Below are 12,928 nucleotides of genomic sequence, written 5' to 3'. Positions count from 1 at the left end.
GCCCTTGCCGTCCTCAGTCCTTGCCGTGCCGCACCGTGGCCTTGCGCCCCGGCCAGCGCGGCAGGGCGGGGATGTCCAGCACATCCCCCGGCGCGACGGCCGAGGCGAGCCAGGCCAGGTCGCGCCGCGCCATGGCGATGCAGCCCGCGGTCGGAAACCCCGGCCGGCGCCATTGGTGCAGGAAGATCGCGGACCCCGCGCCCGGCCGGGCATCGGGCCAGTTCCAATCCGTCACCAGCACGATGTCGTAAAGCGGATCAGAGCGCCGCATCGCCTCGTGGCTGGGGCCGAAGGGCGCGCGCACCGGATGGTTATAGGCCGGATGGTCTGATGCATCGCACCACAGGTCGCCCGGCAGGATCGGCCGCGCCCAGGCCGCCGGCCGCGTCACCCGGTCGGGACGATAGAGCAGCCCGACGATGCGGTGCCGGCCCACGGGCGTCGCGCCGTCGCCTTCGCGCTTGTCGGTACGGATGCCGCCGCGCCCCACCGCGCAGGGAATGACCCGCGACCCCGCCCGCAGCCCCATGGGCGTCAGCAGCAGCCTCACAGCAGATGGCCCGATTTCGCGGCCTTCACGTCCAGGTAGCCGGTATTGTGGCGGTTGCGCGGCGTGATCAGCGGCACGCGCTCGGCCACGCGGATGCCGTGGCCCTCCAGCATGGCGACCTTTTTCGGATTGTTGGTCATCAGCCGCACCGCGCCGAAGCCCATCTTCTTCAGGATGCCGGCACCGATGCGGAAATCGCGCTCGTCATCCTCGAACCCCAGGCGGTGATTGGCCTCGACCGTGTCGAAACCCTGGTTCTGCAGGGCATAGGCGCGCATCTTGTTGGCCAGGCCGATGCCGCGCCCCTCCTGGTTCAGGTAAAGCAGCACCCCTTCGCCCGCCTGGCCCATGGCGGCCAGGGCGGCATGCAACTGCGGCCCGCAATCGCATTTCAGGCTGCCCAGCACGTCGCCGGTGAAGCAGGCCGAATGCAGCCGCGCCAGCACCGGCGCCGCGCGCGAGGGGGCGCCGATCTCGACGGCGTAATGCTCGGCCTCGCCGGTATCGGGGCGGAAGATGTGCAGCTTGGAATTCTCGGCCGCCAGCAGCGGCAGGCGCGCGGCGGCGACGGGGGCCATCGCGGCCTCGGTCGCCATCTGCGCCAGCGCGGGACCGGGCGACAGCCGCGTCAGCCCCTCGGCCGGCCCGGCCACGGGCACCACCAGCACGGCGGGCAGAAGCTGCGCCGATTTCGCCAGCGCGATGCCGGCGCGATGGGCGTCCACATCGCCGCCGCGCGGGCTGCGGAAGGGGCCCTTCATCGGCGTCATCAGGTCGCCCGCCGGATCGGCCACCGCGCGCAGCCAGGCCAGATCGGCATCGCCCGGCACCTCGATCCGCGCCAGGTCGCCGTCATAGACCCGGACCTTCAGCGTCTCGGCGCGCGGGCCGGTGATGGCCAGCACGGCCGGGCCAAACGCGCGCATCGCCTCCAGCCGGGGGGCGGCCAGCGTCTCGGCCGCCGCGACAAGCTGGTCGCCGATCACCACGGGCAGGCCGATGCGCAGATCCGCGCGGGCGCGCGACAGGGTCTCGGTCAGGGTCGGGATCAGGGTCATCGGGCCAGCATGGTTGAAACAATCTGAAACATAGGGCGGATTTCCGACAACTCCATGTGAGAATTGCTGCAAACCGCTGGACGCCTGCCGCGCCGCGCCACAGTTTTCCGCCATAACGCCAAAGGAGGCAAGAATGGCCGGACTGAAAAAGATCCTGCTGGTCGATGACGAGGATGACCTGCGCGAGGCGCTGGCCGAGCAATTGGTCGCCACCGAGGATTTCGAGGTGTTCGAAGCGGGCTCGGGCCATGAGGCGGTCGAAAGGACCAAGGGCGCGATCTTCGACCTCGTGGTGCTGGACGTGGGCCTGCCCGATACCGACGGGCGCGAGCTGTGCAAGCGGCTGCGCAAGCAGGGGGTGAAATGCCCCATCGTCATGCTGACCGGCCACGACACCGATGCCGACACCATCCTGGGCCTGGATTCGGGGGCGAACGACTATATCACCAAGCCGTTCAAGTTCCCGGTGCTGCTGGCGCGGCTGCGCGCGCAGCTGCGCACGCATGAGCAGTCCGAGGACGCGATCTTCCAGCTTGGCCCCTATACGTTCAAGCCGGCGATGAAGATGCTGATCGACCAGAAGGACCGCAAGATCCGGCTGACGGAAAAGGAAACCAACATCCTGAAATTCCTGTATCGCGCCCAGGACGGGGTGGTGCCGCGCGACGTGCTCTTGCACGAGGTCTGGGGCTACAATGCCGGCGTGACCACGCATACGCTGGAAACCCATATCTACCGCCTGCGCCAGAAGATCGAGCCCGACCCCTCGAACGCGCGCCTGCTGGTCACGGAATCGGGCGGCTATCGCCTGGTCGCCTGATCCGCACCGATCGGCGGAACCCGCACGCGGCTTGCGGGTTCTGCTTGCGAAGCCCGGTGGTCGGAGGATGCGGCCACATGATGACCCGGCCCCGGCCCAGCCCGGCGGCCGGGTTTTCCATGGGCGCCGTCCCGCGGGGGCGCTTCGCCCCCCGCACCCCCAGAGGATATTTTTCCACGAAAGAAGCAGCCTCTCGGTGCTGTTCTTCTGTGTCCAAATATCCCACGGGGGTCCGGGGGTGTGAAACCCCCGGTCCGGCAGCGATGGACAAGCCGGGCCTTGCCCCCTAGGGTCGCGCCCGGAATAAGGAGCCTGCCCGTGTTCACCATCGCCACCTGGAACATCAACTCGGTCCGCCTGCGCGAGGGCCTCGTCGCCCGCCTGCTGGCCGAGGAAGCCCCGGACATCCTGTGCCTGCAGGAGACCAAGAGCCCGGTCGAGAAGATCCCGCTGGAGGCGTTCCGGGCACTGGGCTACCACCATTTCGTCGCGCGCGGGCAGAAGGGCTACAACGGCGTCGCCATCCTGTCGAAGCTGCCGATCGAGGATGCGGGCGACCGCGACTATGCCAGGCTCGGCCATGCCCGCCATGTCGCCGCGCAGCTGGAAAACGGCGTCACCATCCACAATTTCTATGTCCCGGCGGGCGGCGACATTCCCGACCGCGAGCAGAACGTCAAGTTCGGCCAGAAGCTGGATTTCCTGACCGAGATGCGCGACGTCTTCCATGCCGACCGGCCCGCGCGCTCGATCATGGTGGGCGACCTGAACATCGCCCCGCGCGAGGACGACGTCTGGAACCACAAGGCGCTGCTGAAGATCGTCAGCCACACGCCCGTCGAGGTCGAGCACCTGGGCGCGGCGCAGGATGCCGGCAAATGGGTGGACATCACCCGCAAGGACATCCCGCAGGGCCTGCTCTACAGCTGGTGGAGCTATCGCGCGCGCGACTGGGACGCGGCCGACAAGGGCCGGCGGCTGGACCATATCTGGGCCACGCCCGACATCGCCAATGCCGGCCACGACAGCCGCATCCTGCGGCCCCTGCGCGGCTGGCAGCAGCCCAGCGACCACGTCCCGGTGCTGGCCAGCTTCGATCTCTGACCCCTCCGCTGCGGCGCATCGCCGCAGGGGCGCGCGGGGCGCGGCCAATCTTGCATCGCGCCGGTCGCTGCGCCATCTAGGAGGCGACCCTTTCGCATGAGGATACCCGATGCTCGAGCTTGGCTCCGCCCCCAAAGATGCCGCCCCTGCCGATTTCATCAAGGACGTGTCCGAGGCGACCTTCATGGCCGAGGTGGTCGAAGCCTCGATGCAGGTGCCGGTCATCGTCGATTTCTGGGCGCCCTGGTGCGGCCCCTGCAAGACGCTTGGCCCGCAGCTGGAGGTCGAGGTCGCCCGCCACAAGGGCCGCGTCCGCATGGCCAAGGTCAATGTGGACGAGAACCAGATGATCGCCGGCCAGTTGCGCGTGCAGTCGATCCCGACCGTCTATGCCTTCTTCCAGGGCCAGCCGGTCGACGGTTTCCAGGGCGCGATCCCGCAAAGCCAGATCAAGCAGTTCGTCGAGAAGCTGGTGGCGCTTGGCGGCGATGACGGCGGGCTGGCCGAGGCGCTGGATGCCGCCGAGGCGATGATCGCCGAAGGCGCGGCCGAGGATGCCGCCGAGACCTTCTCGGCCATCCTGGGCGAGGAGCCCGAGAACGCCGCCGCCTGGGGCGGGCTGATCCGCGCCCATCTGGCCGCCGGCCATGCCGACCGGGCCGAGGAAGCCCTGGCGCAGGTGCCCGCCGCCATCGCCAGTGCCGCGCCCGTCGAGGCGGCGCGCGCGCAGCTGCAGCTGGCGCGGCAGGCCGCGAGCGCCGGCCCTCTGGACGAGCTGCGCCAGAAGGTCGAGGCCGATCCCGCCGACCAGCAGGCGCGCTTCGACTATGCCACCGCGCTGCATGCCGCGGGCGACGTCGAGGAGGCGATCGACCAGCTTCTGGAGGCCTTCCGCCGCGACCGCGACTGGAACGAGGGCGCGGCCAAGGCGCAGCTTCTGACCATCTTCGATGCGATGAAGCCCACCGATCCGCTGGCGCAGAAGGGGCGTCGCCGCCTGTCCTCGCTGATCTTCGCCTGACATGGCGCGCGGCATCGACCTGCCCGAGACCGTCCCGCTGTTCCCGCTGCCGGGCGCGGTGCTGATGCCCCGCACCCGCCTGCCCCTGCAGATCTTCGAGCCGCGCTACCTGCAGATGGTCGAGGACGTGCTGAAGACCCCCTCGCGGCTGATCGGCATGATCCAGCCGGCCGAGGGCGGGCTCGATTCGCTGGCCTCGGTCGGCTGCGCGGGCCGGATCGTGGCCTTTTCCGAGCTGGACGACGGCCGGCTGATGATTTCGCTTCGGGCGCGTTCGCGGTTTCGGCTGAACGAGGTGCGGCCCGGCTTCACCCCCTATCTGCGCGGCCAGGTGGACTGGTCGGGCTATGAGGGCGACCTGGCCCTCCAGCCCGAGGAAGACCCGCGTTTCGACCGCAAGGGCTTCATGGCGCGGCTGGGCCGCTACATGGAGCAGCGCGGCCTGTCCACCGACTGGGATGCCGCCGAGGCTTCGGAGGCGGAGACGCTGGTCAATTCGCTGTCCATGCTGCTGCCCTTTGCCCCCGAGGAAAAGCAGGCCCTGCTGGAGGCGCCGGCGCTTGCCGGCCGCCGCGAACTGCTGGAGGGGCTGCTGGAATACGCCCTGCACGGCGGCGACAACGAGGAGACGATCCAGTGACCGACGACACCTCCGAACGCGGCTACGACCGCCACATGCTCGAGGCGCTGGTCTGCCCGGTGACGCATACGACGCTGCGTTATGACGCGCAGGCGCAGGAGCTGGTCTCGGAAGCGGCCGGGCTGGCCTTTCCGATCCGGGGCGGCATCCCGATCATGCTGCTGAACGAGGCGCGCCAGATCCGCGCCTGAGGGAAAGCCCGCGCGGCCGGCTGGCTGCGTGTCCCCTGGGCCTCGCAACCGTGGATCGGGCCGGGCCTCGGCCTCCCTCCCTCGCGCCCGGCGAAGGCCGCGTGGCCTTGCGGGGCCAAGGCCCGGCGGGAAGCCAGGGGAACCGGCCCCGCGCACCCTTGCCCATGCGCTGCGGCCGCGGCGTCGGCCACCGTCCGGCCAAGGCCCGGCGGAAGGCCAGGGGAACCGGCCTCTTGCCCATCGGCGCGGCCGGCCCTGGCCGGATCGTGGGGGCCCGGCCTTGCCCTTGCCGCGAATCGGACGCATGGCTGGCGGGACGAAAGGAATCACGCATGAGCGAATGGACCAAGGGCTTCTGGGCGATGATCGCGGTCTGCGTGACCTGGGGCCTGTCGCCGATCTATTATCGCGCGCTGGCCGGCGTGCCCACCGTCGAGGTGCTGGCGCATCGCACCATCTGGTCGCTGGCGCTGTTCCTGGCCATCCTGGGTGTCCAGGGCCGGTTGGGCCAGCTGCGCGCCGCCCTGAGCGGTCGCCAGCTGGGGCGGATCGCCTTTGCGGCGCTGACCGTCTCGACCAACTGGGGCATGTTCATCTGGGCGGTGCAGTCCGGCCACGTCGTGCAAAGCTCGCTTGGCTATTACATCTTTCCCCTGGCCGCGGTGGTGATGGGGGTGCTGTTCTTCGGCGAAAGCCTGACCCGCGTGCAGGCGCTGGCGGTCCTGCTGGCGGCGCTGGCGGTGGCGCTGCTGACCTGGGGCCTGGGCGTCGCCCCCTGGATCAGCCTGGGGCTGGCGCTGACCTTCGTCCTCTACGGCGCGGTCAAGAAGGCGCTGCCGCTGGGGCCGGTGCTTTCCGTCGCGGCCGAGGTCGCGCTGCTGGCGCCGCTGGCGCTTGGCTGGCTGGTCGCCCAGTCGCTGGGCGCGATGCCCGCGCCTCTGGCCGAGCCGCTGGGCTTCGGCGCGAATCTGCCGGACACGCTGCTGCTGGTCGCCTCGGGCGCGGTGACGGCGGTGCCGCTGATCCTGTTCAGCTATGCCGCGCGGCGGGTGGGCATGGCCACGCTGGGGCTGATGTTCTACCTGAACCCGACGCTGCAATTCCTGTGCGCCGTGCTGCTTTTCGGCGAACCCTTCACCGGCTGGCACATGATCGCCTTTGCGATGATCTGGGCGGCGCTGGCGATCTATTCCGCCTCGGCCCTGCGCCAGTCCCGCCACGCCCCGCCATTGGCAAACGGGTGAAACCGCGTATAGAACAGCGCGAAAGAACATCCGGGGGCGACATGGCCAATCAGAACGACAGCTTCATCGACGAGGTCACCGAGGATCTGCGCCGCGACCGGCTGTTCGCGCTGTTCCGCCGCTATGGCTGGATCGCGCTCCTGGTGATCCTGGGCATCGTCGGCGGCGCCGCCTGGCGGGAATATTCCGGCAGCCAGGCCGAAAGCCGGGCCGAGGCCTGGGGCGACGCCGTCCTGGCCGCGCGCCAGGGCCAGGATCCGATCGCCGCGCTTTCCACCGTCGATCCCGCCGGCTCGGCCGGCCGCAAGCTGCTGGCCGAGATGCTGGCCGCCGGCGCAGAGGCCGAGGCCGGCCTGCCGCAGAAGGCCGCCGAGCGGCTGAAGGCCGCGGCCGAGGGGCTGCGCAACGATGCGGTGCTGCGCGATCTTGCGCTGCTCAAGGCGGTGATGGTGGCGGGCCCGGCGATGGATGCGGCCGAACGCGACCGGCTGCTGGCGGATCTCTCCAAGCCCGGCGCGCCCTTCGAGCTGCTGGCGCTGGAGCAGAAGGCGGTGGCGCTGATCGGCGCCGGCCGCACCGAGGATGCGGTGATGCTGATCGGCCAGATCCAGCAAAAGGACGGGCTGTCCGAGCCCTTGCGCCGCCGCCTGTCCGAGATGATGATCACCCTGGGGGTCGAGCCCGAGCCCGCCGAAGGCCCCGTGCCCCAGACCATGCCGGCCCCCGCCGCGAACTGATGGCCGGTCCCGCCGGCAAACCGAACCAACGCGCCCGCGGCCGAAACCCGATGTCACCCCGGCCCGGATAAAGGAGAAAGCGATGACGAGGCTGTCCCTGATCGCCGCTCTGGCTGGCCTGACCGCCCTTTCGGCCTGCGCCGAGCGCGACACCATCCTGCCCGGCGAACGGCTGGACCCGCGCGCCGTGCTGTCCCCCGACAGCCCCGCGACCGAGGGCGCGCAGGCGCCGACCACCGCCGCCCTGTCGCTGCCGCCGGTGCGCGCCAATGCCGACTGGCCGCAGCGCGCCGGCAATGCCGCCCATGCGCCGGGCAATGCCGCGCTTGGCGCCGGCACGCAGCGGATCTGGGCCGCACCCATCGGCGCGGCCTCGGACAAGCGCCACCGCATCACCGCCGACCCGGTGGTCGCGGGCGGGCTGGTCTTTGCGCTGGACAGCCAGTCCACCGTCACCGCCACCACCACCGGCGGCGGCCGGGTCTGGAGCGTGGACCTGCGCCCGGCCGGCGAAAGCGACCGCAGCGTCTCGGGCGGCGGGCTGGCCTTCGAGGGCAACCGCGTCTTCGCCTCGACCGGCTATGGCGAGCTGGTGGCGCTGGATGCCCGCACCGGCGGCGTCGCCTGGCGGCAGAAGGTCGGCTCGACCATCGGCGGCGCGCCCACGGTCGCGAATGGCGTGGTCTATGTGATGGACCGCGAACAGACCGGCTGGGCGGTGCGCGCCAATGACGGCAAGGTGCTGTGGCGCAGCTTCGGCAACAAGGACATGGCCGGGGTGATGGGCGCCCCCTCGCCCGCGGTTTCGGGCGGCACGGTGGTCTTTCCGTCGAACACCGGCGCGCTGGCGGGCGTCGACGCCGGCGACGGCAGCCAGCTTTGGGTCGCCAATGTCGGCGGCACCCGGCTGGGCCGCGCGGTCAGCTATTTCCGCGACATGACCGGCGACCCGGTCATCCTGGGCAATACGCTTTATGCCGGCACCAGCGCCGGCGGCGTCGGCGCCTATGACCTGACCACCGGCACGATGAAATGGCACGCGCGCGAGGGCGCGGCCAGCCCGGTGCTGGCCGCCGGCAACTCGGTCTTCCTGGTCAACGACCAGGCGCAGCTGATCCGGCTGGACGCGGCCAACGGCGGCCGGGTCTGGGCGCAGAAGCTGCCCTATTTCACCGAACAGGTCATCCGCAAGCAGGACCGGGTCTGGAACCATTACGGCCCGGTGCTGGCCGGTTCCAAGCTTTACCTTGCCTCGTCGGACGGCTATCTGCGCGTCTTCGATCCCGCCTCGGGCGCGCTGATCGGCACCGCCCAGATCCCCGGCGGCGCCGCGGCAGGCCCGGCCGTCGCGGGCCAGACCCTTTACGTCGTCACCCATGACGGCCAGTTGATCGCATACAGATGAGCTTTACCCTCGCCATTGTCGGGCGCCCCAATGTCGGCAAGTCCACGCTGTTCAACCGCCTTGTCGGCAAGCGCCTGGCATTGGTCGACGACCAGCCCGGCGTGACCCGCGACCTGCGCGAGGGCGCGGGACGGCTGGGCGACCTGCGCTTCATCGTGGTCGATTCGGCCGGGCTGGAGATCGCCGAGGACGACAGCCTGCAAGGCCGCATGCGCCGCCTGACCGAGCGCGCGGTGGACGAGGCCGATGTCTGCCTGTTCGTGATCGACGCCCGCGTCGGCGTGACCGCGGCCGACGAATATTTCGCCGACATCCTGCGCAAGCGCGCGAAGCACGTCATCCTGGCCGCCAACAAGGCCGAGGGCCGCGCCGGCGAGGCGGGCGCGATGGAGGCCTATGCGCTTGGCCTGGGCGAGCCCCTGCGCATCTCGGCCGAGCATGGCGAGGGCATGGACGACCTCTACCGCGCGCTCTTGCCCCTGGCCGAGCAGTTCGAGGCGCAGAACGTCCAGCAGGCGCCGGAAACCGATGTCGCCGTCGAGGATGGCGACGAGGACGAGGACTGGCGCCCCAGCCCGCAGAAACCCTTGCAGATCGCGGTGATCGGCCGGCCGAATGCCGGCAAGTCGACGCTCATCAACAAGATCCTGGGCGAGGACCGGCTGCTGACCGGCCCCGAGGCCGGCATCACCCGCGATTCGATCAGCGTCAGCACGAATTTCATGGGCACGCCGGTCCGCATCTTCGACACCGCCGGCATGCGCAAGAAGGCGCGCGTGACCGACAAGGTGGAAAAGCTTTCCGTCGCCGACGGCCTGCGCGCCGTGCGCTTTGCCGAGGTGGTGGTGGTGCTTCTGGACGTCGGCATCCCCTTCGAGCAGCAAGACCTGCGCATCGCCGATTTCGCCGAGACCGAGGGCCGCGCCGTGGTCGTCGCCGCGAACAAATGGGATCTGGAAGAGGACAAGCCCGAAAAGCTCAAGGAACTGCGCGAGGCCTTCGAGCGGCTCTTGCCGCAGCTGAAGGGCGCGCCCCTGGTCACGGTCTCGGCCCGCACCGGCAAGGGGCTGGACCGGCTGCACAACGCCATCCTGAAGGCGCATGAGGTCTGGAACCGCCGCATCCCCACCGCCCGGCTGAACCAGTGGCTTTCCGCCATGACCGAGGCGCATCCGCCGCCCGCGCCCGGCGGCCGCCGCATCCGCCTGCGCTATATCACCCAGGTCAAGACCCGGCCGCCGGCCTTCGTGGTCATGGCGACCCATACCGACAAGCTGCCCGACAGCTACCAGCGCTATCTCGTCAACGGGCTGCGGGCCGATTTCGACATGCCGGGCACGCCGATCCGGCTGACCTTCCGCGACCAGGGGACCAAGAACCCCTACAAGGACAAGGCCAGCAAGATCAGCCAGTCCGGCGCGCTCTCCAAGCACAGGCAGCGGCAAAAGCCCAAGGGCAGCTAGGCGGGCGGCCGCCGCCTAGGTCAACACCCGCACCAGCGCCACGGCAATGATGGCGATGGCGATGACGGTCATGGTGGCAATGGCCGCGGCGCTGGTGACGGTGGCCGCGGCGATGCCGATCAGCCCCCAGATCAGCGCCACGCTGAAGCCGATCCGCCGTCCCAGCCGCAACTGCACGCTGACGGCGGCGACCGAGCCGATCAGCAGCGCGACCACGGCCGCCACCTCCTGCGGCACGCCCAGCCGGTCGCGCAGCAGCCCGGCAAAGACGGCAAAGCTGACCAGCAGCCCCCAGCCCGCCACGAAGCCCAGCGCCGAGCTGCGCTGCACCAGGCTGCCGACCCGGACCCCCCGCAGCGCCGCCGCCAGGAAGCCCGCCAGCATGGCCGCCGACAGCAGGAAGGCGGCGACGGGATGGCTGCGCAGCAGCCAGGGCCAGACCGCGCCCGCCAGCAGCCCGACGATCAGCGGCGCATGTTCGGCCAGGCTGTCGTCATGGCGATGCAGCCGCAGCAGGTGGCCGGCGGTCGGCGGGCCCAGGCTTTGCGGCGGCAGCTCGCCCCCCTCGTCTGGCGCCGCCGCCTGCGCCAGGCGCATCCGCCGCAGCTCAAGCCAGCGCCGCCCGGCGTGATAGGCCAGCGCCAGCCAGGTCATGCCCAGCAACCCGGCCATGCCGGGGCCCCGAGGCTGCAGGAACAGCGCCGACAGATCGACCGAAGGGGCGGAAAAATCGCCCAGGCCATGCCAGGGCGACAGGCCGTAGCCCCCATCCGCCAGGGCCGGCATCGGCGGGCCGGGCTGGACCGCATGCAGCAGCGTGCTGGCAATGAAGACCAGCACTGCCAGGATCAGCAACAGGGCGCCCGCGCGAGACATGGGCAGGAAACGCCGCCCGCTCGCGGCGGGTTTCGCGCGATCTATCTTTTGTTAATTCACGCCAGCACGCCGTCCGCGCCCAGCCGCGTCCGGCCGCCCAGATAGGGATGCAGCGCCTCGGGCAGCAGGACCGAGCCGTCCGCCTGCTGGCCGTTCTCCAGCACCGCGATCAGCGTGCGCCCCACCGCCAGGCCCGAGCCGTTCAGCGTATGGACGAACTCGGGCTTGCCGCCGCCGGCCGGGCGATAGCGCGCATTCATCCGCCGCGCCTGGAAATCGCCGCAATAGCTGACCGAGGAAATCTCGCGATACCGACCCTGCCCCGGCAGCCAGACTTCCAGGTCATGGGTGATGCGGGCGCCGAAGCCCATGTCGCCGCCGCACAGCACGATGGTGCGATAGGGCAGGCCCAGCCGCTCCAGCACCGTCTCGGCACAGCGGGTCATGCGGGCATGTTCCGCCACCCCCGATTCCGCATCGGTGATCGAGACCATCTCGACCTTCTCGAACTGGTGCTGGCGCAGCATTCCCGCGGTGTCGCGCCCGGCACTGCCGGCCTCGGACCGGAAGCACTGGCTATGCGCCACCAGGCGCCGCGGCAGGCTGGCATGATCGACCAGGTCGCCGTTCACGGTATTGGTCAGCGTGACCTCGGATGTCGGGATCAGCCACCAGCCTTCGCGGGTCTGATAGCTGTCCTCGCCGAATTTCGGCAATTGCCCGGTGCCCTCCATCATCTCGGACAGGACCAGCACCGGCGCCCAGGTCTCTTCCAGCCCATGCTCGGCGACATGCAGGTCCAGCATGAACTGCGCCAGCGCGCGATGGATGCGGGCGACGCCGCCCTTCAGCACCACGAAACGCGCGCCCGAAAGCTTGGCGGCGGTCTCGAAATCCATGCCGGGGCGGACACCCGCGATCTCGAAATGCTCGCGCGGGGCAAAGTCGAAGGCACGCGGCTCGCCCCAGCGCCGGATCTCGACATTGTCATCCTCGTCCTGGCCCGCCGGCACGCTCTCCAGGGGCAGGTTCGGAACGGCCAGCAACAACTCGCGCAGTTTCGCGTCCAGCGCCGCGGCCTCGGCCTGCAACCGGGAGGTCTCGTCCTTCTTGGCGCTCACCAGGGCGCGCAGCCGCTGGAACTCGGCATCATCGCCGCGGCCCTTGGCGGCGCCGGCCTCCTTGCTGGCCCGGTTCTGCTCGGCCTGGGCGGTCTCGGCGGCGGCGATGCGGGACCGGCGGTCGGCATCCAGCGACAGGATCTCGGGCGAAACCGGGGCCATGTTGCGCAAGCCAAGCGCAGCGTCGAAGGCGGTGGGGTTTTCGCGGATGGCGCGGATGTCGTGCATGGCTGACCCGTGTTAAGTAAGTGCTTACTGTAGGCCCGGATAACCCAAAGCGGCGCAAGGCGAAAGCCTCAGCCCGCCCCCTCAACCCGCCGCAGCCAGCATGTCGCGCAAGACCCCGAAGAACCGCTCCCGCCCCGGATAGCCCTCGACGCGCACCTGCTCGACCCCGCCTTGCAGCAGGATGAAGGTGGGCGTCAGCCAGGGCCGCCGCGCCAGCACCAGCCCGTCGGGCCAGGGCCCGTCCCGGTCGACCATCAGCAGCGGCGCCGCCCGCCCCTCGGGATGCCGCCCGTAGACCGGAGCGATCTCGCGATCCCATTGCGCGCAATAGACGCAGCCCCGGCGCCGCACCATCAGCAACTGCAACCCGGCCGCCGCCGCCACCGGCCCCGCCGCCATCGCCGCCGCCATCCCGGCCAGAATCGCCCGCCGTGTCAGCATGACCCGCTCCGTTTCCCGCGCCAGACCTA

The 12,928-nt window shown here is 70.3% G+C and carries 14 protein-coding genes; 9 read left to right on the top strand and 5 right to left on the bottom strand.

Annotated features, from left to right (window positions below):
• Positions 1-13 precede the first annotated feature (13 nt).
• The gene (locus KF941_RS00320) at positions 14-550 is read right to left on the bottom strand and encodes a L,D-transpeptidase family protein (protein ID WP_258551878.1); all 537 of its coding nucleotides are present in this window, start codon (positions 548-550) and stop codon (positions 14-16) included.
• On the bottom strand, positions 547-1,608 hold the full coding sequence (gene ribA, locus KF941_RS00315; protein WP_214272264.1) for a GTP cyclohydrolase II: 1,062 nt from the start codon (positions 1,606-1,608) through the stop codon (positions 547-549). The genes KF941_RS00320 and ribA overlap by 4 nt, the downstream gene beginning before the upstream one ends.
• Before the next feature lie 133 nt (positions 1,609-1,741).
• Here ribA and KF941_RS00310 point away from each other — a divergent pair, with 133 nt between their 5' ends.
• The 9 genes from KF941_RS00310 (at position 1,742) to der (ending at position 10,233) form a co-directional block, all read left to right on the top strand.
• Positions 1,742-2,428: a response regulator transcription factor gene (locus KF941_RS00310; RefSeq protein WP_036757032.1), complete on the top strand. Its 687-nt coding sequence runs from the start codon at positions 1,742-1,744 to the stop codon at positions 2,426-2,428.
• 318 nt (positions 2,429-2,746) lie between these two features.
• The gene (locus KF941_RS00305; RefSeq protein ID WP_214272263.1) at positions 2,747-3,532 is read left to right on the top strand and encodes an exodeoxyribonuclease III; all 786 of its coding nucleotides are present in this window, start codon (positions 2,747-2,749) and stop codon (positions 3,530-3,532) included.
• A gap of 109 nt (positions 3,533-3,641) precedes the next feature.
• Complete coding sequence (locus KF941_RS00300) at positions 3,642-4,553, top strand: co-chaperone YbbN (RefSeq protein WP_214272262.1); 912 nt, start codon at positions 3,642-3,644, stop codon at positions 4,551-4,553.
• Position 4,554: 1 nt separating this feature from the next.
• Positions 4,555-5,193: an LON peptidase substrate-binding domain-containing protein gene (locus KF941_RS00295; RefSeq protein ID WP_214272261.1), complete on the top strand. Its 639-nt coding sequence runs from the start codon at positions 4,555-4,557 to the stop codon at positions 5,191-5,193.
• 35 nt (positions 5,194-5,228) lie between these two features.
• The gene (locus KF941_RS00290; RefSeq protein ID WP_116171088.1) at positions 5,229-5,384 is read left to right on the top strand and encodes a Trm112 family protein; all 156 of its coding nucleotides are present in this window, start codon (positions 5,229-5,231) and stop codon (positions 5,382-5,384) included.
• Positions 5,385-5,716: 332 nt separating this feature from the next.
• Entirely contained in the window at positions 5,717-6,628 is a 912-nt protein-coding gene (gene rarD / locus KF941_RS00285) for an EamA family transporter RarD (protein WP_072461725.1), read from the top strand.
• A 41-nt stretch (positions 6,629-6,669) separates the two neighbouring features.
• The gene (locus tag KF941_RS00280; protein ID WP_116221979.1) at positions 6,670-7,365 is read left to right on the top strand and encodes a tetratricopeptide repeat protein; all 696 of its coding nucleotides are present in this window, start codon (positions 6,670-6,672) and stop codon (positions 7,363-7,365) included.
• Positions 7,366-7,447: 82 nt separating this feature from the next.
• Positions 7,448-8,770 (top strand): PQQ-binding-like beta-propeller repeat protein, encoded by a 1,323-nt coding sequence (locus tag KF941_RS00275; RefSeq protein ID WP_116221978.1) that lies wholly within the window; start codon positions 7,448-7,450, stop codon positions 8,768-8,770.
• Positions 8,767-10,233, top strand: coding sequence for a ribosome biogenesis GTPase Der (der, locus tag KF941_RS00270; RefSeq protein WP_036757010.1), 1,467 nt, complete (start codon positions 8,767-8,769; stop codon positions 10,231-10,233). Before KF941_RS00275 ends, der begins: the two co-directional genes overlap by 4 nt.
• A gap of 15 nt (positions 10,234-10,248) precedes the next feature.
• Here the strand turns inward: der and KF941_RS00265 are convergent, their stop codons facing one another.
• The 3 genes from KF941_RS00265 to KF941_RS00255 all read right to left on the bottom strand — a co-directional run bounded on the left by KF941_RS00265 (position 10,249) and on the right by KF941_RS00255 (position 12,899).
• A complete protein-coding gene (locus KF941_RS00265; protein ID WP_240540175.1) occupies positions 10,249-11,088 on the bottom strand; it encodes a hypothetical protein in 840 nt (279 codons plus the stop codon).
• Between the two features lie 77 nt (positions 11,089-11,165).
• Positions 11,166-12,458, bottom strand: a complete 1,293-nt coding sequence (gene serS / locus KF941_RS00260; protein ID WP_214272259.1) for a serine--tRNA ligase — start codon at positions 12,456-12,458, stop codon at positions 11,166-11,168.
• An 81-nt stretch (positions 12,459-12,539) separates the two neighbouring features.
• A complete protein-coding gene (locus tag KF941_RS00255) occupies positions 12,540-12,899 on the bottom strand; it encodes a SoxS protein (protein ID WP_214272258.1) in 360 nt (119 codons plus the stop codon).
• Positions 12,900-12,928: the final 29 nt, after the last annotated feature.

The sequence above is a fragment of the Paracoccus sp. pheM1 genome (assembly GCF_018499825.1).
Taxonomy (GTDB): domain Bacteria; phylum Pseudomonadota; class Alphaproteobacteria; order Rhodobacterales; family Rhodobacteraceae; genus Paracoccus; species Paracoccus versutus.
The sequence above is the reverse complement of the archived record's forward strand: the minus strand, read 5'-3'. Positions and strand labels throughout refer to the sequence as shown.

Coding starts and splice junctions, on each gene's coding strand:
- ribA (WP_214272264.1), bottom strand. CDS start 1,608: ATGACCCTGATCCCGACCCTGACCGAGACCCTGTCGCGCGCCCGCGCG.
- KF941_RS00310 (WP_036757032.1), top strand. CDS start 1,742: ATGGCCGGACTGAAAAAGATCCTGCTGGTCGATGACGAGGATGACCTG.
- KF941_RS00300 (WP_214272262.1), top strand. CDS start 3,642: ATGCTCGAGCTTGGCTCCGCCCCCAAAGATGCCGCCCCTGCCGATTTC.
- KF941_RS00295 (WP_214272261.1), top strand. CDS start 4,555: ATGGCGCGCGGCATCGACCTGCCCGAGACCGTCCCGCTGTTCCCGCTG.
- KF941_RS00290 (WP_116171088.1), top strand. CDS start 5,229: ATGCTCGAGGCGCTGGTCTGCCCGGTGACGCATACGACGCTGCGTTAT.
- rarD (WP_072461725.1), top strand. CDS start 5,717: ATGAGCGAATGGACCAAGGGCTTCTGGGCGATGATCGCGGTCTGCGTG.
- KF941_RS00280 (WP_116221979.1), top strand. CDS start 6,670: ATGGCCAATCAGAACGACAGCTTCATCGACGAGGTCACCGAGGATCTG.
- KF941_RS00275 (WP_116221978.1), top strand. CDS start 7,448: ATGACGAGGCTGTCCCTGATCGCCGCTCTGGCTGGCCTGACCGCCCTT.
- der (WP_036757010.1), top strand. CDS start 8,767: ATGAGCTTTACCCTCGCCATTGTCGGGCGCCCCAATGTCGGCAAGTCC.
- serS (WP_214272259.1), bottom strand. CDS start 12,458: ATGCACGACATCCGCGCCATCCGCGAAAACCCCACCGCCTTCGACGCT.
- KF941_RS00255 (WP_214272258.1), bottom strand. CDS start 12,899: ATGCTGACACGGCGGGCGATTCTGGCCGGGATGGCGGCGGCGATGGCG.